This is a genomic window from Roseobacter sp. TSBP12, from assembly GCF_009129705.1.
GTDB lineage: Bacteria > Pseudomonadota > Alphaproteobacteria > Rhodobacterales > Rhodobacteraceae > Celeribacter > Celeribacter baekdonensis_A.
Genome location: NZ_PYIB01000041.1, coordinates 132,058 through 157,468 on the forward strand (window position 1 = coordinate 132,058; position 25,411 = coordinate 157,468).

Here is a 25,411-nt window from a genome sequence, read left to right on the forward strand (position 1 = left end):
CCCTTTACTGCTTTTGGCATAACCCTCTTTATTCATGCGAAAAAGGGGCTATATAACGCCAATCAAGACCGTAAGTTTGTGCAAAATCCAAAAATCGGAGACGCCAGAGTGACCCTCTTGCCTCACATGATGTCCGACAAAGACGACCGTTTCGACGACGGCGATGTCGATCTTGCGCTTAAAACCAAGCCGAAAACCAAGCGTCCGCCATTGTATAAGGTGATGCTTTTGAACGACGATTACACGCCGATGGAATTTGTCGTTCTGGTGCTGGAGCGCTTTTTTGGCATTGGCCATGGTCATGCGACGGAGATCATGTTGACCGTGCATAAAAAGGGCTTGGCCGTCGTTGGGGTCTTTCCGTTTGAGATTGCCGAAACCAAAGTGCAGCAGGTGATGGATTTCGCCCGCCGCCATCAACATCCGCTGCAATGCACGATGGAAAAGGAATAGGCGTTTCGCCGCTTCATGATATCTTCCCGCCTCCCTCTTTTGCTCGAAGGCCACGATCTGTCTGGTCACGATCTATCTGACTCGGTGCCTGCGCGCGTTGTGGTTTATAGCCCTACGCATGATGCCGATCTGTCCGATCTCGCGGGCGCAACTCTTCAGATCGTTCAGGGGTTTAAACCCGATTTCGATGCGCTCACCGCGCGCGGGTTTGATACCCGTGTCGCGGCTGAGGGCGCATTTGATTTGGCCATTGTTGCCGTGCCGCGGTCCAAGGCGGAGGCGCGGGCGTTGATCGCCGATGCGGTCGCTCGGGCGACGCGTGTGATCGTGGATGGGCAGAAAACCGATGGCATCGACAGTCTTTTGAAGGACGTGCGCAAACGGGCCGAAGTGGCGCAGATCGTGTCCAAAGCCCATGGCAAGGCCTTCGCCTTTTCTGGCGGTGATTTCACCGATTGGGCCGATCCTGGTGCGCTGCATCTGATCGACGGGTTCTCCACCCGGCTTGGCGTCTTCTCGGTGGATCGCATTGACAAAGCCTCGCAGGCGCTTCTGGCCGCGTTGCCCGAGAAATTACCGTCGAAAATCGCCGATCTTGGCGCGGGCTGGGGCTATCTCTCCCGTCATATTTTGGATCATCCGGGGGTGAAACGCCTGCATGTGGTCGAGGCAGAGGCCGCCGCTCTTGCCTGTGCGCGCGAAAATGTCACCGACCCGCGCGCGGAATTCCATTGGCAGGATGCGACCAAATTCACCCCGCCGACAAAACTGGATGCGGTGATCATGAACCCGCCGTTTCATACCTCACGCGCGGCTGATCCGGGGCTGGGCCAAGCCTTTATCCGGGCCGCCGCCGGGATGCTGTCGCCTCAGGGTCAGCTTTGGCTGGTGGCCAATCGGCAATTGCCCTACGAGGCAACGCTTGCCGAGATGTTCGGCACATGCCAACCGATTGCCGATACGGGCGGGTTTAAGGTGCTTCACGCCGCAAAACCGCTTCGCATGAGCGGTAAAACAGCTTAAGATGGCGCTAACACATTGCGGAGACGACTGATGAGCTTTTCGATTGAAGGCAAGACCGCCATCGTGACCGGGGCGGCCAATGGCGTTGGTCTGGCGATTGTGCGGCATTTCGAGTCTCAGGGCGCGCGGGTGATGTGCGCGGATATCGACGAGGCCAGCCTGATTGAACAATACGGTGAGGCGGCCAACGTGGATGACGGCCATATCGCATATTTCGCAGGAGATCTGCGTGAAAAACTGACCATCGCCAACCTGTTGTCTGCCACGATTGATGCCTTTGAGGGCGTTGACATCCTGATCAACGCCTCGCGTCAGGTGGCGATGAGCGATCCTTTGTGCGTCGAGGAAGACAATGTCGCCCATTTGATTGAGCAAAACCTGATGACCTCGCTAAGATTGACGCAGCAGGTGGCGAAATGGATGATCAAACAATCTGAGAAAAGCAGCGAAGACGAGGGCATCGTCGGCTCGATCGTGAACCTGTCCTCGATTGCCGCGCGCCGTTCACAACCGGAGCTTTTGGCCTTTTCTGTCTCCTCCGCCGCCGTCGATCAACTGACCCGCTCCATGGCGGTGGCTCTGGCGCCCAATCGCATTCGGGTCAATGCCGTGGCGTTTGGCTCGGTGATGAGTGCAAGCCTGCAAGGGATGTTGGCCGAAAACCCTGATTACCGAAATGAGATAATCTCTAAGACGCCGCTGGGCCGGGTCGCACAGGCCTCAGAAATCGCCGAGACCGTGCAATATTTGGTGTCTGAGGCCTCTGGATTTATGACCGGACAAATCCTGACCTTGGATGGCGGGCGCACACTGGTTGATCCGGTTCACGCGCCCACGCATTAAGTGCGAAAGGCTCTACTGTCTCAGCTCGGATATTGCTGCACACAGGCTTGGATTGCGGCCTCCGCCTGTTTTGCCAATTGCGCCTCTTTCTTTTTCAGCGCCGCCAATTTTGCCGCTTCGGCATCAAGGTCGATGGCTTTTGGAACACGTCGGGTTTCGACGTCGGGCACGCGACAGTAAATGGGTGTACCGTCCGCATTTTCACCGCAGCGCTCAATGTCGTAGTCGATGTATTCTTTTTCGACCAGGGCATAGCCGCGCGCGAGATTGCCCTCGGATTCGGAAATAAAGCTTTGAACCTGACGCAAATCCTTGGTGGCGCGGGAAATGCACATCTGTTGTTCGGAACAGGCGGCGACAAGCGGCAAAAGCATAAGGGGAGCAAGCCAACGCATTTGAAAATCTCCATTTCAACTCTGTCCATATCATAGGCTTTTTCTGGCGCGGGGGAAGGGATCTTACTGCCCTTGCTGCTCTTAGCGCATTCCTGCTACCTCTGGACGCAACATGATGCGCCGGAAAGGACAGCCCGAATGAGCCAAGATACCCGCGAAGAGATGAGCCCAGAGATGATTGACGAAAAATCCCGCGCCTCCCTTTGGTTTCGGGATTTGCGCAATCAGATTGTCACCGCGTTCGAGGCGCTCGAAGACAGCCAAACCACAGGCCCTTTTGCAGAGTTGCCCGCTGGGCGTTTTGAGGTCACCGAGACCAAGCGCAGCTCGGATGACGGCTCTGATGCGGGTGGTGGCGTGATGTCAGTGATGCGCGGGGGCCGGGTGTTTGAAAAGGTCGGCGTCAATATCTCCACTGTTTACGGTGAGTTGGGCGAGCGGGCGCAAATGGCCATGGCCGCGCGCAAGGGCATTCCGGGGATGAAAGAAGATCCGCGGTTTTGGGCGGCGGGGATTTCGCTTGTCGCGCATATGCAAAACCCGCATACGCCCGCCGTTCACATGAACACACGGATGTTTTGGACGCCGCATGCATGGTGGTTTGGCGGCGGATCGGATTTGAATCCTTGCATCGAATATGCCGAGGATACGGAGGCGTTTCACGCTGTGCAAAAGCATCACTGTGATCGCCATGATCCGAACTATTATCCGCGCTTCAAAGAGTGGGCGGATGAGTATTTCTATGTCCCGCATCGCGGTCGGGCGCGCGGCGTGGGGGGTATCTTTTTTGATGATCACAACACGGGCGATTGGGAGGCGGATTTTGCCTTTACCCAAGACGTGGGCCGGGCGTTTTTGCCCGCCTTCTTAGGCGCGACAGAAAAGCGCCGCGATACGCCATGGACAGAGGCGGACAAAGATACACAACTGATCCATCGCGGCCTCTATGCCGAATACAATCTCGTCTATGACCGGGGCACCAAGTTTGGTTTGGAAACGGGCCATGACGCCAACGCCGTCTTGATGTCCCTGCCGCCGATGGCGAAATGGGTATAGGTCGATAGAACAGGAATTGAGAGGGTCCCGGGAAGGGGCCATTTAGGTATCAAAAGATAAAATCGCTTGCGCTGAGATCGCTCAGGGTGGTGCTATCCAAGTAGATGATGTTGCCGCCGCCGGCATCAATGATGACGTTTGAGCCAGATTCAGTCATATGCGCGTTGTTGAGATCACTCCAACTTGTGATGGAGGCCACATTGCTGAGATCAATGATATCATTTCCGTTATCGTCAAAGTCGGTGATGTGATCCACTTGGAACGTACCGGAAAAAACAAACGTGTCATTGCCTGCACCACCGTCAAGGGTGTCATTGCCCACGCCGCCATCAAGTCGGTCGTTCCCGGACCCGCCATAAAGGGTGTCGTCTCCGTCTTCGCCCCAAAGTTTGTCGCTTGCATTGTCGCCGACAAGGCGATCATCGCCGTCGCCGCCGTAGAGGTTATCGTATCCAAGCCCGCCATTGAGAACGTCGTCGCCCGCGTCCCCATGCAGGATGTCGTTTTCACCATTGCCGATCAGGGTGTCATTCCCGGTGCCCCCGGAAAGCGTATCGTCCCCGACACCGCCATACAGCGTGTCCACTCCATCACCGCCAATCAGGGTGTCATTGCCATCTTCTCCGACCAGACGGTCGTTGCCGGCTTCCCCCTCCAGAAGATCGGCGCCACTCCCCCCGTTCAACGCATCATTGTCGTTGCCGCCATATAATTTGTCGCCGCCATTGCCTCCCAATATGTTGTCATCACCATGACCGCCAAGAAGAGTATCTCCACCGAGGCCCCCGACGATCAAGTCAGCGCCGTACCCGCCGGAGATGTAGTCAGCGCCGTCACCGCCATCGGCTTTATCGTTCCCATCGCCGAGATTTAGGGTGTCATTTGCGTCACCGCCGATGACATAGTCATCGCCCGCCCCGGTTTTGATCCAGTTGTGCAGATCAGAGCCAATGATATAGTCGTTGGTCGCGGCTTCCTCCAAATATTTGTAGGAGGTCCCATATGTGACGTCGTTAAATTGAACCGAGACCTCTTCGACCACGTCATATGCGGTGTAGGTGATCACTGCGACCTCGTAGGCGTCCAAGGTGATTGAAATCTCGGTGAGATCAGAGTAGGTCTCACTGCTCAATGTCCCAAGCGTGTTGGGGTCTTGCCAGGCGGCCAAATCAACTTCGTTATAGTGGCCGCCCGTGTAGACACCGTCGGTTTGGGCGTAATCGACGCCAATGATTTGCACCGTCACGGTTCCGTACCCGATTGCGTACATATCCGCGAGGTTGATGGTTATGACTTGGTCCTGACTGTCGGACAGGGACGACAGGAAAACAGTGCCCTCTCCGCCGCCAATAAACCCGTGAATGTCAAAGCTGGACCCGCCCTCGGGTGTCGCATCCAGCGCCTCTTTTCCCACAAGAGTGTCATTCATCAGGTCAACCAGAATGCCAATCGGGCGGAGCTTGCCGCTGTTATTGGCCAAGGCTGTCGTGTGGTACAAAAGGGGCCACATGTCGGCGCCGTCGATGCCATGTTTCATCATTGCGGAGAAGATTTCCAATGTTGGGGCCAACTGCATCAAGCCCCAATAGCGCGCATCATCAGAGAGGGCGGTGTGTTGCACGCCCCATTCGCTGAGATGCAAATCCATGTCCTCGCCCCACTCGGCCGCCATATCTGCGAACTTTGCCACAAGATCGTCTATGTTGTCGTAGCTGTGACGCCACTCGCCCGTTGTATCCGTCGTGGATTGTTGACCGTCTTGGTAATAGAAATGTGAGGCAAGGCCGTCGATCATATCGGCGACCCCCGCATCAAGCTTTTCAAGCACGCCGTTGATATTTTGAGTTGCGAAATCATCAAGGGAAACATTGCTGCCATCTTTTGTGTCGATCGACATTTGGGCGATGATGTCTGGCGCATCGGCCCCATCGCCTAGGACATCATCAATGGCTGGGACGAGCGCGTTGAGCACTGCGCTATAGCCTTGGGCTGTGTAGACGCCGCGATATTCATTGCCGATTTCAAAGCCGTCGATGGTTGCGCCCGTGTTTTGCGCGATCTCCATCACTTTGGCGACAAAGGCTGCGACGGCATCAATTTCCACTTGTGTGATGTCCGTCGCAACCTGACCTGGGCTGGCATATTGGCTATCGGTCAACCATTCGGTTGGAATGATGATTTTTGCGGACACCCTGTTGTCCCCACAAAATTCAAGGAAGTCCTCCAAAAGCGCGATGTTCAGTTGCTCTTGTCCGGTAATGTCCTCTTTGGGAGCCAGATCGACGGCACCATTGGCGTCCACGTTCAGCGCATATCTTTCGATATCCGCGCCACCCGGCCAACGGAGGGACGTGAGGCCCATACCATTCAGGCCTTCAGTCCCATTCTGAGTATCTTCAAGAAAATCCGAGAGCCCTGCGGCATTGCCCTCGTGTTGGACGCGATCAAAGGTATCGACGAAGTTCACGCCGAAATGGTCTTTAGTGACCGCTTCACCCAGAGGCAATGACACCGTAATGGATTCCGTGCTCATATCGAGATCTCCTCAAATTGATTAAAATCTGAGGAGAGAATATCCCGCTTGAGATGCTTCTCAACGTGCGAAATCAATCGCGAGCTGTGCTAGCGCGTTTCCCGAAGGGTCTCGATCATCAAAGACACATTGTCCGGGTTGGCGTCTGGTGTGATGCCGTGACCGAGGTTGAAGATATGCGGACCTTTGGAGAAAGCGTCACGGACATGGCGCACTTCGTCAATCAGGCCTTGGCCACCTGTGACCATGTGGCTTGATGCCAGATTGCCCTGAACGCAGCCGTCTTTTTGCACGTTTGCCGCGCCCCATTCGGGTGTGACAGAATTGTCCAAGGCAACGCAGTCGACACCGGTTTTGGCGTGAAAGCCGATGTAACCATCGCCCGCTTCGCGTGGGAATCCGATGACCGGAATGCCCGGATGGCGTTTTTTCAATTCGGATGTGATCCGGCGCGTCGGTTCGACGGCGTATTTTTCAAACGCCTCGCCCTTGAGGCTCCCGGCCCAGCTGTCGAAAATCTTGACGACTTCGGCACCGGCTTGGATTTGCATGTCGAGATATTCGATGGTGCTCACCGTCAACAGGTCGATGATCTTTTCAAAGAGGGCGTTATTGCCCTCGCGCAGGGCATGGGCGGGGCCTTGATCCGGGGTGCCGCGACCCGCGATCATATAGGTCGCAACCGTCCAGGGCGCACCGGCAAAGCCAATCAATGTGGTCTCTTTTGGTAATTCACGCGAGAGAATTTTGACCGTTTCGTAGACCGGGGCGAGCACCTCGTGGATGTCATCTTTGCCCTTCATCGGCGTAAAATCTGCCTCTGAGGTGATGGTCGACAGGCGCGGACCTTCGCCGGTGACAAACCAAAGGTCGGCCCCTAAGGCTTGTGGCAAAAGCAAAATATCGGCAAACAGGATCGCCGCGTCAAAGCCAAAGCGGCGGATCGGTTGCAGCGTCACTTCGGCGGCCAGTTCCGGGTTGTAACACAGGCTGAGGAAATCCCCGGCCTGTGCGCGCGTGGCGCGGTATTCCGGCAGGTAGCGACCAGCTTGCCGCATCATCCAAATCGGCGGAACCTGTTGCGTCTCGCCTTTGAGCGCTTTGAGGATCGTTTTTTCGGACATCTGCGGCCTCCCGGTTGTGTGTCCCCGCGTTGGTCCCTTTCCTGCGGGCTTTTGTCAAGCGGCCATGGCTTGTCAGGATGATCCGCCGCAGGTATGGCTTTGCCATGACACTCACACTCCCGACCCCCGCTCAACCGCTGAAAATTGGCACCCGTGGTTCCCCGCTTGCGCTGGCGCAGGCCCATGAGACGTGCGCGCGCCTTATGAAGGCGTTTGATCTGCCGCTTGAGGCGTTTCAGATTGTGTCCATTTCGACCCGTGGCGATCGGGTTCAAGACCGCGCCCTGCGCGAGTTGGGTGGTAAGGGATTGTTTTCAAAAGAGATCGAAGATCGGCTTTTGAATGGCGAGGTCGACATTGCCGTGCATTCGACCAAAGATATGTCGGTGGAACAGCCCGAGGGGCTGGTGCTTGATACCTATCTGCCGCGTGAAAATCCCTTTGACGCCTTCATCACGCTCGATGGGCGCGCGCTTGCGGATTTGCCGCAGGGCGCTGTGGTCGGCTCGTCGTCCCTGCGCCGCAAAGCGCAATTGTTGAACAAACGCCCCGATCTTCAGGTCATCGAATTTCGCGGCTCGGTGCAAACCCGGTTGCAAAAACTCAAAGATGGCGTGGCGGATGCGACGTTTTTGGCGCTTGCGGGGCTTAACCGTCTAGGCTTTGACGATGTGCCGCGCGTGGCGGTCACGGCCGAAGAGATGCTGCCCGCCGTCGCCCAAGGCGCGATTTCGATTGAGCGCCGTGCGGCGGATCATCACATCGCAGACATGCTTGCCGCCATTCATCACGCGCCCACGGGGCAGGCTTTGGCCTGTGAACGGGCGTTTTTGGCTAAGCTTGACGGCTCCTGCCAAACCCCGATTGCCGGGTTGGCACAAATTGTTGGGGGCAGCTTGCGTCTGCGTGGGGAAATCCTGCGCAGCGATGGCTCCGAATCTCTCAGCGATGATGTGTCTGGCGCGATTTCGGACGGTCCAGAGATGGCCGTGGACATGGCGACCAAACTGCTTGAGCGAGCGGGTGAAGGATTTTTCGACTGGAAATAAAGGGCTTGGACTAGGGCAGGGTCTTGCCCGGATTCAAAATCCCTTTCGGATCAAACGCGGCTTTCACGGCGCGCATCATGTCCAGCGCGACAGGGTCTTTGCGACGCTGCATCGAACTGAGCTTGCCCAAACCGATGCCATGTTCGGCGGAGAAACTGCCGCGCATGTCTTGGACAATGTCCTCCACCGCCTCCATCAACGGGTCGCACAGCGCCGCCGTCGACGGGTAAATCGTATAATGGACATTGCCATCACCCAGATGGCTGACCGTGCAAGAGGTCACACCGGGATCAAGCGGTTTCAGGCGCGCCTCGGCACGGCTGAGGAAGGTTTCGATCTGATCGACGGGCAGGCAAAGGTCATTGATCACCAAAGGCTTGGTGTTGACCGAGATTTCCGCCGCAGCTTCGCGAATCTCCCACATCAATCGCCGCTGTGCCACGGACCCGGCCAAAGCGGCGTCCAAGACCAAGCCGTCTTCAAACATCTCGCCCAATATCTCTTCCAGCGCGCTCAGAAGGGGCACTTGGCCGGTGTCATCCACGCTACAATCGCGCGGCACGGTGGAGGCGATTTCCAAGAAAATCATGTGGTCCACGTCATGTCCCAAAGGCGGGATCAGATCGGCGCGAAACTGCGCCAGACGGGTCAGGTAGTCGCGCGGCATATATTCAAATGCCTCGACCATGCCGCCAGTGTGTTCTTGTAACCGGTTCAAAAGCTGCAACGCATCCGGCAGGGACGGCACGGTGACCATGGCGGTGGCGTAGGCCTGCGGCAGGGGGGTGAGTTTCAACACGGCGGCGGTGATCACGCCCAATGTGCCCTCTGCGCCAATCATCAGATCGCGCAGGTCATAGCCGGAATTGTCCTTGTGCAGCTCGCTCGTCAGATCAAGCACACGCCCGTCGGCCAAGACCACCTCAATCCCAAGGCAGAGATCGCGGGTGTTGCCATAGCGCAAAACATTGGAGCCGCCGGCATTGGTGGCCAATGTGCCGCCGATCCGCGCCGATCCTTTGGCGCCAAACGTCATTGGGTAGCTGAGACCCTGTGCTTCGGTGGCGATGTGGAGGTCTTGCAGGATCACCCCGGCCTCAACCACGGCGATCCGGGCCTCTGGGCGGATCTCGCGAATACGGGTCATCCGCTCCAGCGAGAGGATCAAAGCCCCCTCGGCGGCGGTCGCGCCGGTCAATCCGGTGTTGCCTCCCATCGGGACAACGGGCGTGCCCGTCTCATGCGCCAGCGCCATGATGGCGGAAACCTCGGCGGTTGTGTTTGGGCGCACCACGGCCAAAGGCGTGGTCACATATTTGCCAACCCAGTCGCGGCCATAGGGCAGGGCGTCAGGCCCGGTCAAAACATGCGGTGTGATCGCGCGCAGGCGGTCTATGAGGTCCATCGGTCGCTCCGGTGTTTGGTCCTCGCGGTGTCGTGGAAAATGCGCGGTTTGGCAAGTCTGGGACGCTGTCAACTATTGTGCCAAACCCCGCGCCGAACAAAATCCGTCCCTGCGGGGGAGCAAGGACGGATCTGGGACACATCAGGGTCTGTTGCGATCAGACGGCGGAGGAATGCTTGGCCTGTGTCATGTCATAGGCGTCAAAATGGCGGGCGATCATCCGGGTGAGTGGGCGGGCCACGTCAAGGATGACAATTCGCTCCGGCGAGGTTGCGAGCATCTCGGGAAACGCGTCACTTACACTTTTGGCAAAGGCATCAAATCCGGCTTGCGACAGGCCATAGTTTTGGATCAATTCGGCAGCTTCGACCCGGAAATCACACATCAATGCCTCAATGATCCGACCGCGCAAATGGTCTTCGGCGCTGAAGGTATGGCCCTTGGCGATGGGCAAAATGCCAGCGCGCACTGCGGCTTGATATTTTGACGTGGCGGGGTGGTTTTGGGCGAATCCTTGCGGGTATTTGGCAATCGAAGAGGCCCCCACGCCGACCATGGTCGGGCATTTGTCGTCGGTGTAGCCTTGGAAATTGCGATGCAATGTCCCTGTACGCAACGCGACCTCAAGACCGTCGCCTTTCTTGGCGAAATGGTCGATGCCAATCTCGACGTAATCGTCCCAGACAAACAGGTCCCGCGCCACGTTGAACAGGTCCAGCCGCTCTTCGGGCCGGGGCAATTGGTCGGTTGGGATCATGTTTTGCCGCCGCGCCATCCAGGGCACATGGGCGTAGCCAAACAAGGCGACCCGGTCCGGCGAGAGGGTCAGGAGCTTTTGAACGCTTTCGGCGATTTTTTCCGGGGTCTGTCCGGGCAGGCCGTATAAAATATCGGCGTTGAGCGAGGAAATCCCTCGCGCGCGCAGCCCATCGACGGCGGCTTTGGTGATCTCATAGGACTGAATGCGACCGATGGTTTCCTGAATGGCGGGGTCGAAATCCTGCACCCCGATTGAGGCGCGGTTCATCCCGGCGGCGGCCAGCGCGTCCAAACGCGCGTCATCGACCTCGTTGGGATCAACCTCGACGGAAAATTCATAACGCTCGCTAAAAGGGGCCAGATCATGGATCGCCGCGGAGAGATCGGCGATCATTTCGGCGCCAAGCAGCGTTGGCGTCCCGCCACCCCAATGCAAATGGCCGATTTGAATCCCCTCCGGGATGTGTGCTTTCAAAAGCGACAATTCCGTCTTGAGCGTCTCGACATAGGCGGCCACAGGGCCAGCTGTCGTTGTGCCCTGCGTGCGACACGCACAGAACCAGCACAGGCGTCGACAAAACGGCACATGGATGTAAAGAGAGATCGGCTGAGACGGGTCCAGAGCCTTGAGCCAACCTTCCACATCCCCGGCGTTTGTGGCGTCAGAAAAATGGGGTGCGGTTGGATAGCTCGTGTACCGGGGGACACGAGCGTCAAAAAGGCCAAGCTTGCGGAGTTGCGTGTGCGTGTTCATGAGGATACGATCTAGTGGAACTAAGATTGGGCGCATTGACCCAGATCAAAAAACGTGAGCGCACCTATGAGTGACATTGTATTCGACCACAAAGAGTGTGGGTCCTGTCCGATCCGTCACCGGGCTGTCTGTGCCCGGTGCGAGACAGATGAGCTCAATGAGCTCGATTCCATCAAATACTATCGCTCCTATGAAGCGGGCCAACCCATTGTCTGGTCCGGGGATCGCATGGATTTTGTGGCCTCCGTGGTCACCGGCGTGGCCTCTTTGAGCCAAGCCATGGAAGACGGGCGCACCCAGATGGTTGGGCTGTTGTTGCCCTCTGATTTTCTGGGGCGTCCGGGGCGCGACGTTGCCCCATATGATGTGGCTGCCGTCTCCAACCTCACACTTTGTTGTTTTCGTCGTAAACCTTTTGAAGCGCTGATGACGCGCACACCGCATATCGCACAGCGCCTTTTGGAGATGACGTTGGACGAACTCGATGCGGCCCGCGAGTGGATGCTGATCCTCGGTCGTAAAACTGCGCGGGAAAAAATTGCATCTCTGCTGGCGATCATCGCCCGGCGCGAATCCTCGCTGGCGCTGAAGAGCACGGGCGATGGCATGATGTTTGAATTGCCGCTGACCCGCGAGGCGATGGCGGACTACCTTGGTCTGACGCTTGAAACCGTGTCGCGGCAGATTTCGGCGCTCAAACGCGAGGGAATCATTACGCTGGAAGGCAAACGTAGAGTGATCATCCCGGATTTCGATCGGTTGCAGATCGAGACGGGGGATGACATGGACGGCGGGATGATGGCCTGAGGCCAGGCTTGCTTTAGGCCTTGATCAAGTCAAATTCATAAATGTTTTCCGGCCCGTAGATCGTCCTGTCTGCGGGCCGGATTGCGGTATGTTCGTGGTGTTGAGCGTCAGTGTGACATCAACTCAGTGCGACATCAGCACCGGAATATCCGCCAATTCCAACATGTGGCGGGTTGCACCGCCAAGGATCGATTCGCGGAAGCGGGAATGACCATAGGCCCCCATCACCAAGAGATCGGCGTCCTTGTCGCGCAGCTGACGGCAGAGCACATCGGAGACGCGCGGCATGGTTTTGGCCAGAACCGACACTTCGGCGCGCACACCGTGACGCACCAACATTTGGCACAACGAGCCACCCGGATCAGAGCGATCGGGGCCATGCTGCGGCGGGTCGATGATGGTGATGTCCACAACATCGGCTTTTTGCAGAATCGGCAGAGCGGAACGCACAGCGCCCAAGGCTTCGGCGCTTTCATTCCATGCGACGACGACACGTTCGATGTTTTGCGGCACATCGGCGGTGTCGGGCACAACGAGAACCGGAACATGACCGGAGAACAACGCGGCTTCCAAGATTTCTTCGTGCTCGTGGCTGCGGCCCGGACCGTAAGGGCGGGGCAGGACGACGACATCAGAGAAGCGCAGGAAATGTGCGAGTTGGGGCGTCAGACCGGCCATCTGCGCGGTTAAGGGGTTGGTCACCCACGAAATTTCCTGAACTCTCAAGAATTCCGTGACCTGAGACTCAATTTCGCGACTCTCGGTTTGGGCCTGTTGCAGGTTGTCTTGCAAGGCCATCGCATTGGTGCCGGCATAGTAGAAGCCGGGCTGTGTGCGGTCGAGACCCAGACAAATCACGTCAAGATGCCCTTCTTCGCGCCGAGCAAGAGCGGTTGCGGCCTCAAGGGCATGGCGATCCGCGTCCATATTACAAATAATGGTTGTGATGGTTTTAAAAGGCATGGCGACCTCCATTCGGGAATTGCGACATTTCGACCTATACAATGCGCGCATGTGCTCGAAATGGCTTTGATTGAGATCAACAAATTTGAGGGGCGCGGCGATTTGCGCGGGGGTTCATTTAAATTTAACTATGTAAAAGGAATAAGGGTGCGCACACTAAGGGCGCACACGGGACTGTTTCTGTGGTATTTAACCCATTGAGGAATGCATGCGGACATTACACGAAATTTGGGCGAGAAATCCCTTTCTCGCGATGCTTTGACTCAGATCAAGGAGGGTCGCCCGGATGTCGTTCAAACCGCAAACTGTCGAGACCTGTGCCAAACACGGGGCGACATGCCTAACATAAATGGGCATCAGAACGAAGGGACGCAACATGTGGAACTACATTAAGTTGGCAGTGCTGGGGATCGCCGTGGTCCTATTCGGCCTTGCCGCAAACTACGGGCGCGATTTTGGCTATCAAATCCATGCGCTTATTTTCATGGCCGCGGCGGCCATTACTTTCATCTACACTCTGCGGACGACAGGCGACGTCAAAGCACAGCCCGAGGGCTACTTTGATGGTGTCGTGCGCTACGGTGTTATCGCAACTGCCGGCTGGGGCGTTGTGGGCTTTCTGGTGGGGACGTTTATTGCCTTCCAGCTCGCTTTTCCGAGCCTCAACTTCGAGTTCCTGCAAGGTCACGGCAACTTTGGGCGCTTGCGTCCGCTGCACACCTCTGCGGTGATTTTCGCTTTTGGCGGCAACGCCTTGATCGCGTCGTCTTTCTATGTGGTGCAACGCACCTCTGCGGCGCGCCTGTTTGGTGGTGGCCTTGGGTGGTTCGTGTTCTGGGGCTATAACTTGTTCATCGTGCTGGCGGCGACGGGTTATGTCTTGGGTGTGACCCAATCCAAAGAATACGCTGAACCGGAATGGTACATCGACCTATGGCTGACCATCGTATGGGTCGCCTATCTCGTCACTTTCATGGGCACGATCTTTAAGCGTAAAGAAAAGCACATCTATGTGGCGAACTGGTTCTACCTGTCGTTCATCGTAACCATTGCCATGCTCCACATCGTCAACAATCTGGTGATCCCGGTCTCCTTCCTGGGCTCGCGCTCCGTGATGGTGATGTCTGGCGTTCAGGATGCGATGACGCAGTGGTGGTACGGTCACAACGCTGTGGGCTTCTTCCTCACTGCAGGTTTCCTCGGCATGATGTACTACTTCGTGCCGAAACAGGCCGAGCGTCCGGTGTTCTCCTACAAACTGTCGATCATTCACTTCTGGGCTTTGATCTTTCTTTACATCTGGGCTGGCCCGCACCACCTGCACTACACCGCTCTGCCGGATTGGGCTTCGACCCTCGGTATGGTGTTCTCCATCGTGCTATGGATGCCGTCCTGGGGTGGAATGATCAACGGTCTGATGACGCTGTCTGGCGCATGGGACAAGCTGCGCACCGACCCGGTCATCCGTATGATGGTGATCTCAGTGGGCTTCTACGGCATGTCGACCTTTGAGGGTCCGATGATGTCGATCCGCGCGGTGAACTCGCTGTCTCACTACACTGACTGGACCATCGGCCACGTGCACTCCGGTGCTTTGGGTTGGAACGGTATGATCACCTTTGGTGCTCTCTATTTCCTCACCCCGCGCCTGTGGAACCGGGATCGTCTTTACTCGCTTGGCCTCGTGTCCTGGCACTTCTGGCTCGCCACTATCGGCATCGTGCTTTACGCCGCGTCGATGTGGGTGACGGGTATCATGGAAGGCCTGATGTGGCGCGAAGTCGACAGCCAGGGCTTCCTCGTGAACGCCTTTGCAGACACCGTGTCCGCCAAGCATCCGATGTATGTGGTTCGTGCTGTGGGTGGGGTTCTCTATCTCACTGGTGCGATCATCATGTGCTACAATCTGATCATGACTGTGCGTCGTAGCCCTGCAAAAGCAGACGTTCCGGCCATGGCTCCGGCCGAATAAGGGAGGGTTTAAACAATGGCTCTCATTGACAAGCATAAGATCATTGAAACCAACGGCACCCTCCTTATGGTTGGCGCACTTTTGGTGGTCACCATCGGCGGGATCGTAGAGATCGCACCCCTTTTCTACCTCGAAAACACCATCGAGGATGTCGAAGGCGTGCGCCCCTATTCCCCGCTTGAATTGACTGGGCGTGAAATCTACATCCGCGAAGGCTGCTACGTCTGTCACTCTCAGATGATCCGCCCGATGCGCGACGAAGTGGAACGGTATGGGCACTACTCTCTGGCAGCGGAGTCGAAATACGACCACCCGTTCCAGTGGGGGTCCAAACGCACCGGCCCGGATTTGGCCCGTGTGGGCGGCCGTTATTCCGACGCGTGGCATGTCGATCACATGACCGATCCACAGTCGGTGGTGCCTGAGTCGGTTATGCCGAAATATGGCTTCCTTGCGGATCGTTATATCGACGCGGAATACATTCAGGACCTGATGTCGACCCATCGAATCGTGGGCGTGCCTTACACCGACGAAATGATCGAAGTTGCGCAAGCGGACTTTGCTGCGCAGGCCGATCCCGACAGTGACTTTGACGGGTTGATGGCCCGTTATCCCAAAGCCGTTGTGTCCAACTTCGACGGTCAACCCGGTGTCACGGAAATGGATGCTCTGATCGCCTATTTGCAGATGCTTGGCACATTGGTCGACTTCTCGACCTTTACGCCTGACGCATCACGCTAAGGGGGTATGTGATGAACTATCATATCCTTCGGGAATTTGCCGACAGCTGGGTGCTGCTTGCGATGTTTGTGTTCTTTGTTGCGGTCATTGTCTGGGTGTTCCGCCCGGGGTCGCGCAAAGACTATCAAGACGTCTCGACCAGCATCTTCCGCAACGAAGATACACCCGCCGAAAAGGAGGCGAGGACATGAGCAAGAAAGATGTGGAAACAACAGGCCACTCCTGGGATGGGATCGAAGAACTCAACAACCCCCTTCCACGCTGGTGGTTGATGGTCTTCTATGCCAGTATCATTTGGGCCATCGCGTATTCGATCGCGATGCCTGCATGGCCGGGGATCAAAAGCGCAACCGCCGGGATGCTTGGCTGGTCCACTCGGGCAGAAGTGGCCAAAGACATCGCCTCTTTTGAGGAGATGAATGCGGGCGTGAACGCCGAGTTGGCCTCTGCCGACGTCACCACAATCGACGTGAACTCGGATCTGCACAACTACGGCGTCAACATGGGGGCCGCCGTGTTCCGGGCCAATTGTTCCCAGTGCCACGGTTCCGGTGCGGCCGGCAACGTCGGCTATCCGAACCTTTTGGACAACGATTGGCTTTGGGGTGGTACGATTGATGAGGTCGCCTACACCATCCAACACGGTGTGCGCAACGAAACCGATGAGGCGCGCTACTCCGAGATGCCGCGTTTTGGCGCTGACGAGTTGCTTGAACCGGCTCAGATTGATCAGGTCGTGGAATATGTCCTGTCGCTGTCCGGTCAGGACCACGATGCGGCGATGGCCACCGAAGGCGCTGTTGTGTTCGCCGACAACTGTGCGGCGTGCCACCTCGAAGACGGCACAGGCGACATCTTCCAAGGCGCGCCGAATCTGACCGACGCGATTTGGCTCTATGGTGGCGATCGTGCCACCCTCAAGGAAACCGTCACCAACGCCCGCTTTGGCGTGATGCCGGCTTGGGGTCAGCGTCTGTCTCAGGCTGAGGTCAACGCAGCCGCGCTTTACGTCCATCAGTTGGGCGGCGGCCAATAAGCTAATAGGAATCCGGGCGGCAACGTCCGGGTTGCGGCACTGACCCTTGATCCTGTTCGCGCGTTTCTTCAGGGTTGGTGCCAACAAACGACAACAAAGCTGCGCTCTTGACGGGTCGCGGCTTTGTTTCAATTTCGACGGCGTTCCGCTCCTTGCCGGGGGCGGCAGGATGTCACAGGAAAAAGAAACTTTTTTGATGCATCTTTAGGGCCGAGTCTAAAAATCTTGATCCACATCAAGGCTCCATAAAGGTCTCCGCCCCATTAAGGGGAAAACGCGAACCGTGCGAAAAGGCAATGCTCCATGAGCTCTACCGATACCCCCCCCGAAGACAAACTCTACGCCTCCCGTGAACCGATCTTTCCGCGTCGTGTGAAAGGCTATTTCCGGACTCTCAAATGGGTCATTATGGCGGTTACCTTGGGGATTTATTATCTCTCGCCTTGGATTCGTTGGGACCGTGGTCCGCAATTGCCGGATCAGGCGATTCTCATCGACCTTGCCGGGCGTCGTTTTTATTTCTTCTGGATCGAAATCTGGCCGCACGAATTCTATTTCATTGCTGGCCTGTTGATCATGGCGGGACTTGGCCTGTTCCTGTTCACCTCTGCGGCTGGGCGCGTGTGGTGTGGCTATGCCTGTCCTCAAACCGTCTGGACCGATCTTTTCATCCTCGTCGAACGTTGGATCGAAGGTGATCGCAACGCCCGTCTGCGGTTGCATCGTCAGAAAAAATGGGACCTGCGCAAGGTGCGGCTGCGGATCGTCAAATACATTTCCTGGGTTGTGATTGGCCTGGCGACCGGTGGGGCTTGGGTGTTTTATTTCACCGATGCGCCGACGCTGTTGAAAGATCTTGTGACCGGGCAGGCCCATCCGGCCGCTTATATGACCATGGCCGTTTTGACTGCCACGACGATCTTCTTTGGCGCAATCGCGCGAGAACAAATCTGTATCTACGCCTGCCCTTGGCCGCGGATTCAGGCCGCGATGATGGACGAAGACACGCTGACCGTGGCCTACCGCCACTGGCGGGGGGAACCGCGCGGCAAGCACCGGAAGGGCGAAGGCGCGGATCAATTGGGCGATTGCATCGACTGTATGGCCTGTGTGAACGTCTGTCCGATGGGCATCGACATCCGCGATGGTCAGCAACTCGAATGCATCACCTGCGCGCTCTGCATTGATGCCTGCGATGACATGATGGACAAAATCGGCAAGCCGCGCGGTCTGATCGACTATATGGCGTTGACCGATGAGCCGCGCGAAATCTCCGGCGAACCGACAAAACCGGTGTGGAAACACATCCTGCGTCCGCGCACGATCCTGTACACCGTGCTTTGGGCCGCTGTTGGCTTTGCTTTGGTCTTTGCCCTCTTTATTCGCTCGGACATCGACATGACCGTCGCCCCCGTGCGCAACCCGACCTATGTGATGCAATCCGACGGTGCGATCCGCAACATTTACGACTTGCGGTTGCGCAACAAACATGGCGAAACGCGCGAGTTCCGTGTGAGCGTCTCTGGCGAGGCCGACTTGACGGTGACGTTGCAAGGCGGCGACAATACGGCGGGCGATACCATTGCAGTCAACGCCGATGAAATGCGCATCGTGCGGGCCTATGTCGAGGCACCCGCCGGGTCCGAGGCCGCAAATTCCGAACGGAAAGAGTTCTCGTTCTGGGTCGAAGATGTGGCCAGTTCCGAACGGGTTTCCGTCGACTCGGTCTTCAACGGCAAAGGAAACTAAACCATGCGCGAAATCACTGGCAAACATGTTCTCATCGGGACTGTGTCCGCCTTTACCGTGATCATCGGGGTCAATGTCTTCATGGCAGTTCAGGCCGTGCGGACCTTCCCCGGTCTCGAGGTCAAAAACTCCTATGTCGCCTCGCAGACCTTTGATCATGACAAGGCGTTGCAAGAGGCGTTGGGGTGGACCATCGAGGCCGATGATGAAGATGGCAAACTGTACATCTTTATCCGTGACGCCAATGGCAACCCGGTGCAAGCCGCCGAAATGGGCGGCACGCTGGGCCGGGCCACCAATGTTGTTGAAGATCAAACGCCTGAATTTACTTTCAACGGTGAGGCCTATGTGGCCGAGACGGGCGAGCTTGCCGAGGGCAATTGGAACTACCGGATGGTGGCCACTGCACAGGATGGGACGCCGTTCAAACAGCGTGTTATCATTCACGTCAAACGTTAAACGAGAAAGAGGCCCCGGATGTCTGAGGTTCAGATTTCAGCCTGTCCCGCCTGTGTGGCGGGACCTGCTGCAAATGATGTGGCTCATGCCCGCGATGTGCGCGACACCCGGTTTGTGCTCTCTTTGCCTGCGATTTATTGTGCGGCCTGTATTTCCGGCGTGGAGCGCGAGTTGACCAAACAGCCCGGCGTGCGCGCCGCGCGGGTGAACCTGACGCTCAAACGCGCACAGATTGAGGCGGACGAAGACGTTTCTGTTGACGACCTTGTCAGCGCGTTGACCCAAGCCGGCTATGAGGCCTACGAACTTGATGCCGGCGCGATTTCGGCGACCGAAACCGACCGCCGGGGCCGTGCCATCCTGACCCGCATCGCCGTATCCGGCTTTGCCATGATGAACGTCATGTTGTTGTCGGTCGCGGTTTGGTCCGGGGCCTCGGATGCCACCCGCGACATGTTCCACTGGATCTCAGCCGCCATCGCGCTTCCGGCCATTGCCTATGCGGGTCAGCCGTTTTTTGGCTCCGCGTTCACGGCGTTGAAAGCCAAGCGTCTCAATATGGATGTGCCGATTTCCCTGGCCATCCTTTTGGCGGGCGGCATGTCTTTGTATGAGACCTTCGAATCCGGCGCGCATGCCTATTTCGACGCGGCCTTGTCTCTGACCTTCTTCTTGCTCGCGGGCCGGTATCTGGACTACCGCACCCGCTCCGTCGCCCGGTCTGCCGCCGAAGAACTCGCCGCCCTCGAAGTGCCGCGCGTGACCTTGGCCGATGGCCGGGTGATCTCCATCACCGAGGTCGAAAAGGGCGCGTTGATCCGCGTCGTGCCCGGCGCGCGCGTGCCCGTGGACGGCATTGTCATGGAGGGCGCCTCCGAGGTGGATCGCTCTTGGCTGACGGGCGAAAGCCTTCCCGCGCTGGCCGAAGTGGACACGATCGTGTCCGCCGGAGAAGTCAATCTCACCGGGCCTTTGGTGGTCAAAGTCACCGCGGCGGGCGCAGACAGTTCGTTGCACCGCATGGCCGATTTGGTCGCGATGGCTGAAACCTCGCGCAACCGCTACACCTCTTTGGCGGACCGTGCCGCGCGCATTTATGCGCCTGCGGTTCATCTTTTGGCGCTTGGCGCGTTCATCGGCTGGATGATCGCAACGGGCGGCGATGTTCGTCATGCGTTGAATGTCGCCGTGGCCGTGTTGATCATCACCTGTCCTTGTGCATTGGGGCTTGCTGTGCCTGCGGTCACCACCGCGGCTTCTGGCCGGTTGTTCCGCGCGGGCATGTTGATCAAATCCTCCACGGCGCTCGAACGGCTGGCCGAGGTCGATACCGTCGTTTTCGACAAGACCGGCACCCTGACCGAGGGACGTCCCGAACTGTCTAATCTGGCCGACATCCCGCCGCGCGCCCGAGGCGTCGCCATGGCTTTGGCCTCCGGTTCGGCGCATCCTTTGTCTTCCGCGCTGTTTGCCGCGACCCGCGCCGCCGATGTCATCCCGGCCAAACTGACCGATATTCGCGAAGTGCCGGGGCAGGGGATCGAGGCGCGCTGTGATGGCATTTCGGTGCGACTTGGCCGGGCGGGTTGGCTCAATGCGGTGGCCAAGGCCCAAACCGCCACTTATCTCAAAATCGGCGATGAAGCTCCGCTGGCTTTTACCTTTGTCGACCATCTTCGCGATGGCGCGGCGGAGGCCGTGGCGGCGCTCAAACGCCAGGGCAAAGATGTTGTGTTGTTGTCGGGTGACACCGCCGCCGCTGTGGCTGACATTGCGCATCGCGTCGGAATCTCGGCGTGGGATGCCGATTGTCTGCCTGAAGGCAAAGCCCTGCGCGTTGCCGAACTCACCCGGTCGGGCCGCAAAGTGTTGATGGTCGGGGATGGTCTCAATGACACCGCCGCCTTGGCCGCCGCCCATGTGTCGATTTCACCGGCCTCCGCCCTTGAGGCCACGCGGGTCGTCTCCGATATGGTGCTTTTGGGCAAATCTCTTGCACCTTTGGGCGAGGCGACGCGCGTTTCGATTTCCGCCACCCGCCGCATCAAAGAAAATTTTGCCATTGCGGCAGGCTACAACATGATCGCCATTCCGATCGCTTTGGCTGGATTTGCCACCCCGTTGGCTGCTGCTCTCGCGATGTCGCTCAGTTCCATCACTGTATCGCTCAATGCGCTGCGCCTCAGAGGTAAATCATGAACGTTCTCGTCTATCTGATCCCAATCTCGCTTTTGCTCGGGGGGATTGGGCTTGTTGCGTTCTTCTGGTCGCTCCGGTCGCGTCAATATGATGACCCCGAAGGTGATGCGCGGCGCATCCTGACGGGTGATTATGACGATCATCCGAAAGAGTGATCACTCGACAGGGGTGTCGTTCGCACGATTGACCAAGGCTTCGACCGTCGGCCCCATGGCTTCGACAATCACCGATACGCCCATGGCATTGGGATGCACCCCATCTGCCTGCATATGGGTTTTAAGTATCTGTTCCCAAAGGCCTAAGTCGGTGAGGGGTTTGAGGAATCCGTCAAAATACAGCGTGTCATAGGCCTCGGCCAAATCCGGGTATATCGCATCGAAATGCGCTTTATACTCGGCGCCATAATTGCCAGGGGCTTGCATCCCGACCAACAGGACAGGCACGTTTTTCGCCTGCGCCACCTCCAAAATGCCTTTCAGGTTGGCGCGGCTCAACTCTGGTGACAGCCCGCGCAATAAATCGTTGCCACCCAAGGCCACAATCATCGCATTGATGTCCGGGGTCAGGGTCCAATCCACACGCGACAAGCCCCCCGCCGTGGTGTCCCCCGACACGCCCGCATTGATGATGGTTGCGCCGACGTGATGCGCCGCCAGCCATCCCTGCAATTGCGCGGTGAACCCGTCTTGTTGCATCAATCCGTAGCCTTGGGTCAAACTGTCGCCGAGGGCTGCGATCCGGACAGGCTCGGCCATGGCCGCATGCGTCGCGCCAATCATCCAAATCTGAACCAAAACAAGGGTAAATGTCTGGGCAAACCGCTTGCCGATCCGCCGCAACACCCCATATCCAAAGGGTAAAGATACAAGGATGCCCCCCATGCCCGATCCGATCATTTCGCTGCGCGATGCCCGCCTGACCCTTGATGGAAACGCCGGGCAGGTCGAGATTCTGCGCGGGATTTCCCTCGATGTCGCGCGGGGTGAAACGCTTGGGCTTGTTGGACCTTCGGGATCGGGCAAATCGTCTCTCCTGATGTTGCTCGGAGGGCTGGAACAGGCCACATCCGGGCGCATTTCGGTGCTCGGGCGCGATTTGACCACAATGGACGAGGATCAACTTGCACGCTTCCGTAGGGATCATATGGGGGTGGTGTTCCAATCCTTCCACCTTTTGCCGACTATGACCGCTCTGGAAAATGTCGCAATCCCTCTCGAACTCGCGGGGGTGAACGATGCGTTTGATCGGGCGCGTCAGGAGCTTGAGGCGGTGGGGCTTGGCGCGCGGATCGGGCATTATCCGGCACAACTGTCAGGCGGCGAACAACAACGCGTCGCATTGGCCCGCGCCGCAGCACCACGTCCCGAAATCCTTTTGGCCGATGAACCCACCGGCAACCTTGATGGCACCACAGGCACGGCGATTATGGATCTTCTGATGGGGCTGCGTGATCGGCATGGCTCGACCCTGGTGCTGGTCACGCATGCACCCGAATTGGCGGCGCGGTGTGACCGGATCATCCGTCTGCGCGATGGCCAATTGGATTTGTCCGAGGTCGCCGCATGAAACTGCGTCTGGCATGGCGCATTGCTCGGCGTGAATTGCGTGCGGGCCTTCGCGGGTTTCGCGTCCTCTTGATTTGTCTTATCCTTGGCGTGGCTGCAATTGCCGCTGTCACCTCCGTGCGCGAAAGCATCTCTTTGGGCCTCGCTCGCGAAGGCGCTGCTCTTCTGGGCGGGGATGCGGAGATGACATTCACTTATCGCTTTGCCACCCAAGAAGAACGCGATTGGATGGGGGGGCGGTCTGTTGCGGTCTCCGAGATCGCCGATTTCCGCTCCATGCTCAGCCGCAAGGATGAGCGCGCGCTCACCCAAGTCAAAGCCGTCGATGCCGCTTATCCTCTAATCGGGACTGTCGGTTTGCGCCCAGACATGCCGCTCGCGGCGGCGCTTACGGGTCGCGATGGCGTGCCTGGTATCGTCCTCGATCCAATGTTGAGTGACCGGCTCGGACTTACCCTTGGCGAGACTGTACGTCTTGGCGATGTCGCCTTTGTTGTCATGGCAGAACTCACACGCGAACCAGATGGGGCCTCGGCCGGGTTCACCCTTGGCCCGCGCAGCATCGTGGCGCGCGAGGCACTTCGCAACACCGCGCTTTTGTCGCCCGGCTCCTTGTTCGATGCGGCGTATCGGCTCAAACTTGCGCCACAAACCGATCTTGATGCACTCAAATCCCGCGCAGAAGCCGAGGTTGCAGAGGGCGGATTTCGCTGGCGGGATTCCCGCAATGGTGCGCCCGGTGTGAATCGGTTTGTCGAACGGCTCAGTTCCTTTTTGGTGCTTGTGGGGCTTGCTGGCCTTGCGGTCGGCGGCGTTGGCGTTTCCTCTGCGGTGCGCGCTTATCTCGATCGTAAAATTGCCAGCATCGCCACGCTCAAAACCCTTGGTGCAGATCGCGCCACAATCCTGATGATCTACCTGTTGCAGGTGGGCGTTTTGACGCTTTTGGCGATTGTCGGTGGGTTGGTCCTTGGCGCGCTCATCCCGTTGATCGCAGCGCCGTTTTTGCAAGGTATTCTCCCCGTTCCGATGGACACCACCGTTCATGCCGGCCCGTTGTTTGAAGCGGCTCTTTATGGTCTGCTCTCCAGTGCCATTTTCGTGCTTTGGCCCTTGGCTCTCACCGAAAAAATCCGCCCCGCCGCCCTGTATCGAGACGCGCAATTTGGCCTTAAAGGTCTGCCGCGCTGGCCCTATCTTTTGACCGTTTTCGTCCTGATCGCCGTGCTTGTGAGCGCCGCAGTTCTGTTTTCGGACAGTGCGCGCCTAGTGCTTTGGGCGGGGGCCGGATTGGCGCTTTCCTTTGGGGCTTTGGTTTTGGCTGGTCGGGGCATGGCTGCACTTGCGCGCCGCTTGGCCCGGCTCAAAGCACTGCGTGGCATTTTGCCCCTGCGCTTGGCACTGGGTTCGGTCGGCGGACCCGGTGGCGAAACCATTTCCGTTGTCCTTTCGCTTGGGCTGGGCCTCACCGTATTGTCCGCGATCGGCCAAATTGATACCAATTTGCGCGGCGCGATTGGCCGTGATCTGCCGGATGCCGCGCCTTCCTATTATGTGGTCGATATTCAAAAAGATCAGATCGATGGCGTGCGGAACCGCTTGGCTGAGGACCCCGGTGTCACCCGGTTTGAGACCGCGCCGATGCTGCGGGGCATCATCACCCGCATCAATGGTCAGGATGCTCAAACCGTGGCGGGGCCACATTGGGTTTTGCGTGGAGACCGGGGCATCACCTACGCCGCGCAAAAGCCCGACAATGCCGAAGTGACCGAAGGTGTATGGTGGCCAGAGGGCTACGAGGGGCCACCGCAAATCAGCTTTGCCGCCGATGAAGCCGCCGAGATGGGGCTGAAGCTCGGGGATGAGATGACCGTGAACATCCTCGGACGTGACATCACCGGCACGATCACTTCCTTGCGCAATGTTGATTTTTCCAGCGCGGGGATGGGCTTTGTCCTGACGATGAATCCAGCGGCTTTGTCCGCCGCGCCGCACACCCATATCGCCACGATCTATGCCACGCCTGAGGCGGAGACCCCTTTGATCCGTGATCTGGCGCGGGCCTATCCCAACATCACCACGATCCGCGTACGAGATGCGATTGATCGGGTCAGTTCTATCCTCAAAAGCATCGCGGCCGCCACCACTTTGGGGGCGATGGCCACTTTGGTGACAGGGGCTGTTGTGTTGGTCGGGGCTGCGGCGGCGGGCGAGGATCGTCGTCGATTTGAGGCGGCCATTTTAAAAACACTCGGCGCAAGTCGGAACCGGATTTTGGCAAGTTTTGCCCTGAGATCACTTTTGTTGGGGGCGGCCGCGGGCCTTGTTGCTTTTGGAGCGGGAGCCATCGCCGCTTGGGCCGTGATTCATTTCGTCATGGAGGCAGAGTTCACCCTGTCCCTCCTGTCGGCGCTCTGGATCGTGGTTGGTGGGATCAGCGTCACGCTGATCACCTCCTTGTTCTTTTCATGGCGTGCCATGTTGGTCCGGCCTGCGCGGGTGTTGCGCAGCGCGGATGGCTAAGGC

Annotated in this window: 23 protein-coding genes; 16 read left to right on the forward strand and 7 right to left on the reverse strand. The window is 57.9% G+C overall.

The annotated features are described in order from the left end of the window. Positions 1-129 precede the first annotated feature (129 nt). From clpS to C8029_RS12335, 3 genes are read left to right on the forward strand one after another with little or no spacing between them, the layout of a single operon-like run. Positions 130-453 carry an ATP-dependent Clp protease adapter ClpS gene (gene clpS, locus C8029_RS12325; protein WP_009572437.1) on the forward strand — a complete coding sequence of 108 codons (324 nt, stop codon included), beginning with the start codon at positions 130-132 and terminating at the stop codon, positions 451-453. A 15-nt stretch (positions 454-468) separates the two neighbouring features. Further along, positions 469-1,476: a class I SAM-dependent methyltransferase gene (locus C8029_RS12330; RefSeq protein ID WP_152002987.1), complete on the forward strand. Its 1,008-nt coding sequence runs from the start codon at positions 469-471 to the stop codon at positions 1,474-1,476. Positions 1,477-1,506: 30 nt separating this feature from the next. Further along, entirely contained in the window at positions 1,507-2,319 is an 813-nt protein-coding gene (locus C8029_RS12335; protein ID WP_009572439.1) for an SDR family NAD(P)-dependent oxidoreductase, read from the forward strand. 20 nt (positions 2,320-2,339) lie between these two features. Here the strand turns inward: C8029_RS12335 and C8029_RS12340 are convergent, their stop codons facing one another. Continuing rightward, entirely contained in the window at positions 2,340-2,714 is a 375-nt protein-coding gene (locus tag C8029_RS12340; protein ID WP_152002988.1) for a hypothetical protein, read from the reverse strand. Positions 2,715-2,876: 162 nt separating this feature from the next. On the opposite strand from C8029_RS12340, the gene hemF reads away from it, so the two are divergent. Beyond that, positions 2,877-3,770 (forward strand): oxygen-dependent coproporphyrinogen oxidase, encoded by an 894-nt coding sequence (gene hemF, locus C8029_RS12345; RefSeq protein ID WP_009572441.1) that lies wholly within the window; start codon positions 2,877-2,879, stop codon positions 3,768-3,770. 49 nt (positions 3,771-3,819) lie between these two features. Here hemF and C8029_RS12350 read toward each other — a convergent pair whose 3' ends face one another. Then, positions 3,820-6,303 carry a calcium-binding protein gene (locus C8029_RS12350; protein WP_152002989.1) on the reverse strand — a complete coding sequence of 828 codons (2,484 nt, stop codon included), beginning with the start codon at positions 6,301-6,303 and terminating at the stop codon, positions 3,820-3,822. 89 nt (positions 6,304-6,392) lie between these two features. Then, positions 6,393-7,427: a uroporphyrinogen decarboxylase gene (gene hemE / locus C8029_RS12355; protein ID WP_152002990.1), complete on the reverse strand. Its 1,035-nt coding sequence runs from the start codon at positions 7,425-7,427 to the stop codon at positions 6,393-6,395. A gap of 104 nt (positions 7,428-7,531) precedes the next feature. Here hemE and hemC point away from each other — a divergent pair, with 104 nt between their 5' ends. Continuing rightward, positions 7,532-8,476, forward strand: a complete 945-nt coding sequence (gene hemC / locus C8029_RS12360) for a hydroxymethylbilane synthase (protein WP_009572444.1) — start codon at positions 7,532-7,534, stop codon at positions 8,474-8,476. A gap of 10 nt (positions 8,477-8,486) precedes the next feature. Here the strand turns inward: hemC and C8029_RS12365 are convergent, their stop codons facing one another. Further along, the gene (locus tag C8029_RS12365) at positions 8,487-9,881 is read right to left on the reverse strand and encodes an FAD-binding oxidoreductase (protein ID WP_009572445.1); all 1,395 of its coding nucleotides are present in this window, start codon (positions 9,879-9,881) and stop codon (positions 8,487-8,489) included. Positions 9,882-10,038: 157 nt separating this feature from the next. Next, entirely contained in the window at positions 10,039-11,394 is a 1,356-nt protein-coding gene (gene hemN / locus C8029_RS12370) for an oxygen-independent coproporphyrinogen III oxidase (protein WP_009572446.1), read from the reverse strand. 66 nt (positions 11,395-11,460) lie between these two features. On the opposite strand from hemN, the gene fnrL reads away from it, so the two are divergent. After that, entirely contained in the window at positions 11,461-12,201 is a 741-nt protein-coding gene (gene fnrL / locus C8029_RS12375) for a transcriptional regulator FnrL (RefSeq protein ID WP_009572447.1), read from the forward strand. Positions 12,202-12,324: 123 nt separating this feature from the next. On the opposite strand, the gene C8029_RS12380 is transcribed toward fnrL, so the two are convergent. Beyond that, positions 12,325-13,164 (reverse strand): universal stress protein, encoded by an 840-nt coding sequence (locus C8029_RS12380; protein ID WP_040402405.1) that lies wholly within the window; start codon positions 13,162-13,164, stop codon positions 12,325-12,327. A gap of 376 nt (positions 13,165-13,540) precedes the next feature. Here C8029_RS12380 and ccoN point away from each other — a divergent pair, with 376 nt between their 5' ends. The 8 genes from ccoN (at position 13,541) to ccoS (ending at position 21,475) form a co-directional block, all read left to right on the forward strand. Beyond that, positions 13,541-15,136, forward strand: coding sequence for a cytochrome-c oxidase, cbb3-type subunit I (gene ccoN / locus C8029_RS12385; RefSeq protein ID WP_009572449.1), 1,596 nt, complete (start codon positions 13,541-13,543; stop codon positions 15,134-15,136). Between the two features lie 15 nt (positions 15,137-15,151). Further along, positions 15,152-15,877 (forward strand): cytochrome-c oxidase, cbb3-type subunit II, encoded by a 726-nt coding sequence (gene ccoO, locus C8029_RS12390; protein WP_009572450.1) that lies wholly within the window; start codon positions 15,152-15,154, stop codon positions 15,875-15,877. An 11-nt stretch (positions 15,878-15,888) separates the two neighbouring features. Continuing rightward, positions 15,889-16,068 carry a CcoQ/FixQ family Cbb3-type cytochrome c oxidase assembly chaperone gene (locus tag C8029_RS12395; RefSeq protein ID WP_009572451.1) on the forward strand — a complete coding sequence of 60 codons (180 nt, stop codon included), beginning with the start codon at positions 15,889-15,891 and terminating at the stop codon, positions 16,066-16,068. Beyond that, positions 16,065-16,913 (forward strand): cytochrome-c oxidase, cbb3-type subunit III, encoded by an 849-nt coding sequence (gene ccoP, locus C8029_RS12400; protein WP_009572452.1) that lies wholly within the window; start codon positions 16,065-16,067, stop codon positions 16,911-16,913. The genes C8029_RS12395 and ccoP overlap by 4 nt, the downstream gene beginning before the upstream one ends. Before the next feature lie 303 nt (positions 16,914-17,216). After that, the gene (gene ccoG / locus C8029_RS12405; RefSeq protein ID WP_009572453.1) at positions 17,217-18,662 is read left to right on the forward strand and encodes a cytochrome c oxidase accessory protein CcoG; all 1,446 of its coding nucleotides are present in this window, start codon (positions 17,217-17,219) and stop codon (positions 18,660-18,662) included. Positions 18,663-18,665: 3 nt separating this feature from the next. Then, positions 18,666-19,121: a FixH family protein gene (locus tag C8029_RS12410; protein WP_009572454.1), complete on the forward strand. Its 456-nt coding sequence runs from the start codon at positions 18,666-18,668 to the stop codon at positions 19,119-19,121. An 18-nt stretch (positions 19,122-19,139) separates the two neighbouring features. Further along, complete coding sequence (locus C8029_RS12415) at positions 19,140-21,320, forward strand: heavy metal translocating P-type ATPase (protein ID WP_009572455.1); 2,181 nt, start codon at positions 19,140-19,142, stop codon at positions 21,318-21,320. Continuing rightward, positions 21,317-21,475: a cbb3-type cytochrome oxidase assembly protein CcoS gene (gene ccoS / locus C8029_RS12420; protein WP_009572456.1), complete on the forward strand. Its 159-nt coding sequence runs from the start codon at positions 21,317-21,319 to the stop codon at positions 21,473-21,475. The genes C8029_RS12415 and ccoS overlap by 4 nt, the downstream gene beginning before the upstream one ends. On the opposite strand, the gene C8029_RS12425 is transcribed toward ccoS, so the two are convergent. Then, positions 21,476-22,201, reverse strand: a complete 726-nt coding sequence (locus tag C8029_RS12425) for an arylesterase (protein WP_009572457.1) — start codon at positions 22,199-22,201, stop codon at positions 21,476-21,478. On the opposite strand from C8029_RS12425, the gene C8029_RS12430 reads away from it, so the two are divergent. Then, complete coding sequence (locus C8029_RS12430; protein WP_009572458.1) at positions 22,200-22,886, forward strand: ABC transporter ATP-binding protein; 687 nt, start codon at positions 22,200-22,202, stop codon at positions 22,884-22,886. The genes C8029_RS12425 and C8029_RS12430 overlap by 2 nt on opposite strands. Continuing rightward, entirely contained in the window at positions 22,883-25,408 is a 2,526-nt protein-coding gene (locus tag C8029_RS12435; RefSeq protein WP_152002991.1) for an ABC transporter permease, read from the forward strand. Before C8029_RS12430 ends, C8029_RS12435 begins: the two co-directional genes overlap by 4 nt. Positions 25,409-25,411 lie beyond the last annotated feature (3 nt).

Excerpts from the sequence above, each read along its gene's own strand:
- clpS (WP_009572437.1), top strand. The coding sequence starts at position 130 with ATGTCCGACAAAGACGACCGTTTCGACGACGGCGATGTCGATCTTGCG.
- C8029_RS12330 (WP_152002987.1), top strand. The coding sequence starts at position 469 with ATGATATCTTCCCGCCTCCCTCTTTTGCTCGAAGGCCACGATCTGTCT.
- C8029_RS12335 (WP_009572439.1), top strand. The coding sequence starts at position 1,507 with ATGAGCTTTTCGATTGAAGGCAAGACCGCCATCGTGACCGGGGCGGCC.
- C8029_RS12340 (WP_152002988.1), bottom strand. The coding sequence starts at position 2,714 with ATGCGTTGGCTTGCTCCCCTTATGCTTTTGCCGCTTGTCGCCGCCTGT.
- hemF (WP_009572441.1), top strand. The coding sequence starts at position 2,877 with ATGAGCCCAGAGATGATTGACGAAAAATCCCGCGCCTCCCTTTGGTTT.
- C8029_RS12350 (WP_152002989.1), bottom strand. The coding sequence starts at position 6,303 with ATGAGCACGGAATCCATTACGGTGTCATTGCCTCTGGGTGAAGCGGTC.
- hemE (WP_152002990.1), bottom strand. The coding sequence starts at position 7,427 with ATGTCCGAAAAAACGATCCTCAAAGCGCTCAAAGGCGAGACGCAACAG.
- hemC (WP_009572444.1), top strand. The coding sequence starts at position 7,532 with ATGACACTCACACTCCCGACCCCCGCTCAACCGCTGAAAATTGGCACC.
- C8029_RS12365 (WP_009572445.1), bottom strand. The coding sequence starts at position 9,881 with ATGGACCTCATAGACCGCCTGCGCGCGATCACACCGCATGTTTTGACC.
- hemN (WP_009572446.1), bottom strand. The coding sequence starts at position 11,394 with ATGAACACGCACACGCAACTCCGCAAGCTTGGCCTTTTTGACGCTCGT.
- fnrL (WP_009572447.1), top strand. The coding sequence starts at position 11,461 with ATGAGTGACATTGTATTCGACCACAAAGAGTGTGGGTCCTGTCCGATC.
- C8029_RS12380 (WP_040402405.1), bottom strand. The coding sequence starts at position 13,164 with ATGCCTTTTAAAACCATCACAACCATTATTTGTAATATGGACGCGGAT.
- ccoN (WP_009572449.1), top strand. The coding sequence starts at position 13,541 with ATGTGGAACTACATTAAGTTGGCAGTGCTGGGGATCGCCGTGGTCCTA.
- ccoO (WP_009572450.1), top strand. The coding sequence starts at position 15,152 with ATGGCTCTCATTGACAAGCATAAGATCATTGAAACCAACGGCACCCTC.
- C8029_RS12395 (WP_009572451.1), top strand. The coding sequence starts at position 15,889 with ATGAACTATCATATCCTTCGGGAATTTGCCGACAGCTGGGTGCTGCTT.
- ccoP (WP_009572452.1), top strand. The coding sequence starts at position 16,065 with ATGAGCAAGAAAGATGTGGAAACAACAGGCCACTCCTGGGATGGGATC.
- ccoG (WP_009572453.1), top strand. The coding sequence starts at position 17,217 with ATGAGCTCTACCGATACCCCCCCCGAAGACAAACTCTACGCCTCCCGT.
- C8029_RS12410 (WP_009572454.1), top strand. The coding sequence starts at position 18,666 with ATGCGCGAAATCACTGGCAAACATGTTCTCATCGGGACTGTGTCCGCC.
- C8029_RS12415 (WP_009572455.1), top strand. The coding sequence starts at position 19,140 with ATGTCTGAGGTTCAGATTTCAGCCTGTCCCGCCTGTGTGGCGGGACCT.
- ccoS (WP_009572456.1), top strand. The coding sequence starts at position 21,317 with ATGAACGTTCTCGTCTATCTGATCCCAATCTCGCTTTTGCTCGGGGGG.
- C8029_RS12430 (WP_009572458.1), top strand. The coding sequence starts at position 22,200 with ATGCCCGATCCGATCATTTCGCTGCGCGATGCCCGCCTGACCCTTGAT.
- C8029_RS12425 (WP_009572457.1), bottom strand. The coding sequence starts at position 22,201 with ATGGGGGGCATCCTTGTATCTTTACCCTTTGGATATGGGGTGTTGCGG.
- C8029_RS12435 (WP_152002991.1), top strand. The coding sequence starts at position 22,883 with ATGAAACTGCGTCTGGCATGGCGCATTGCTCGGCGTGAATTGCGTGCG.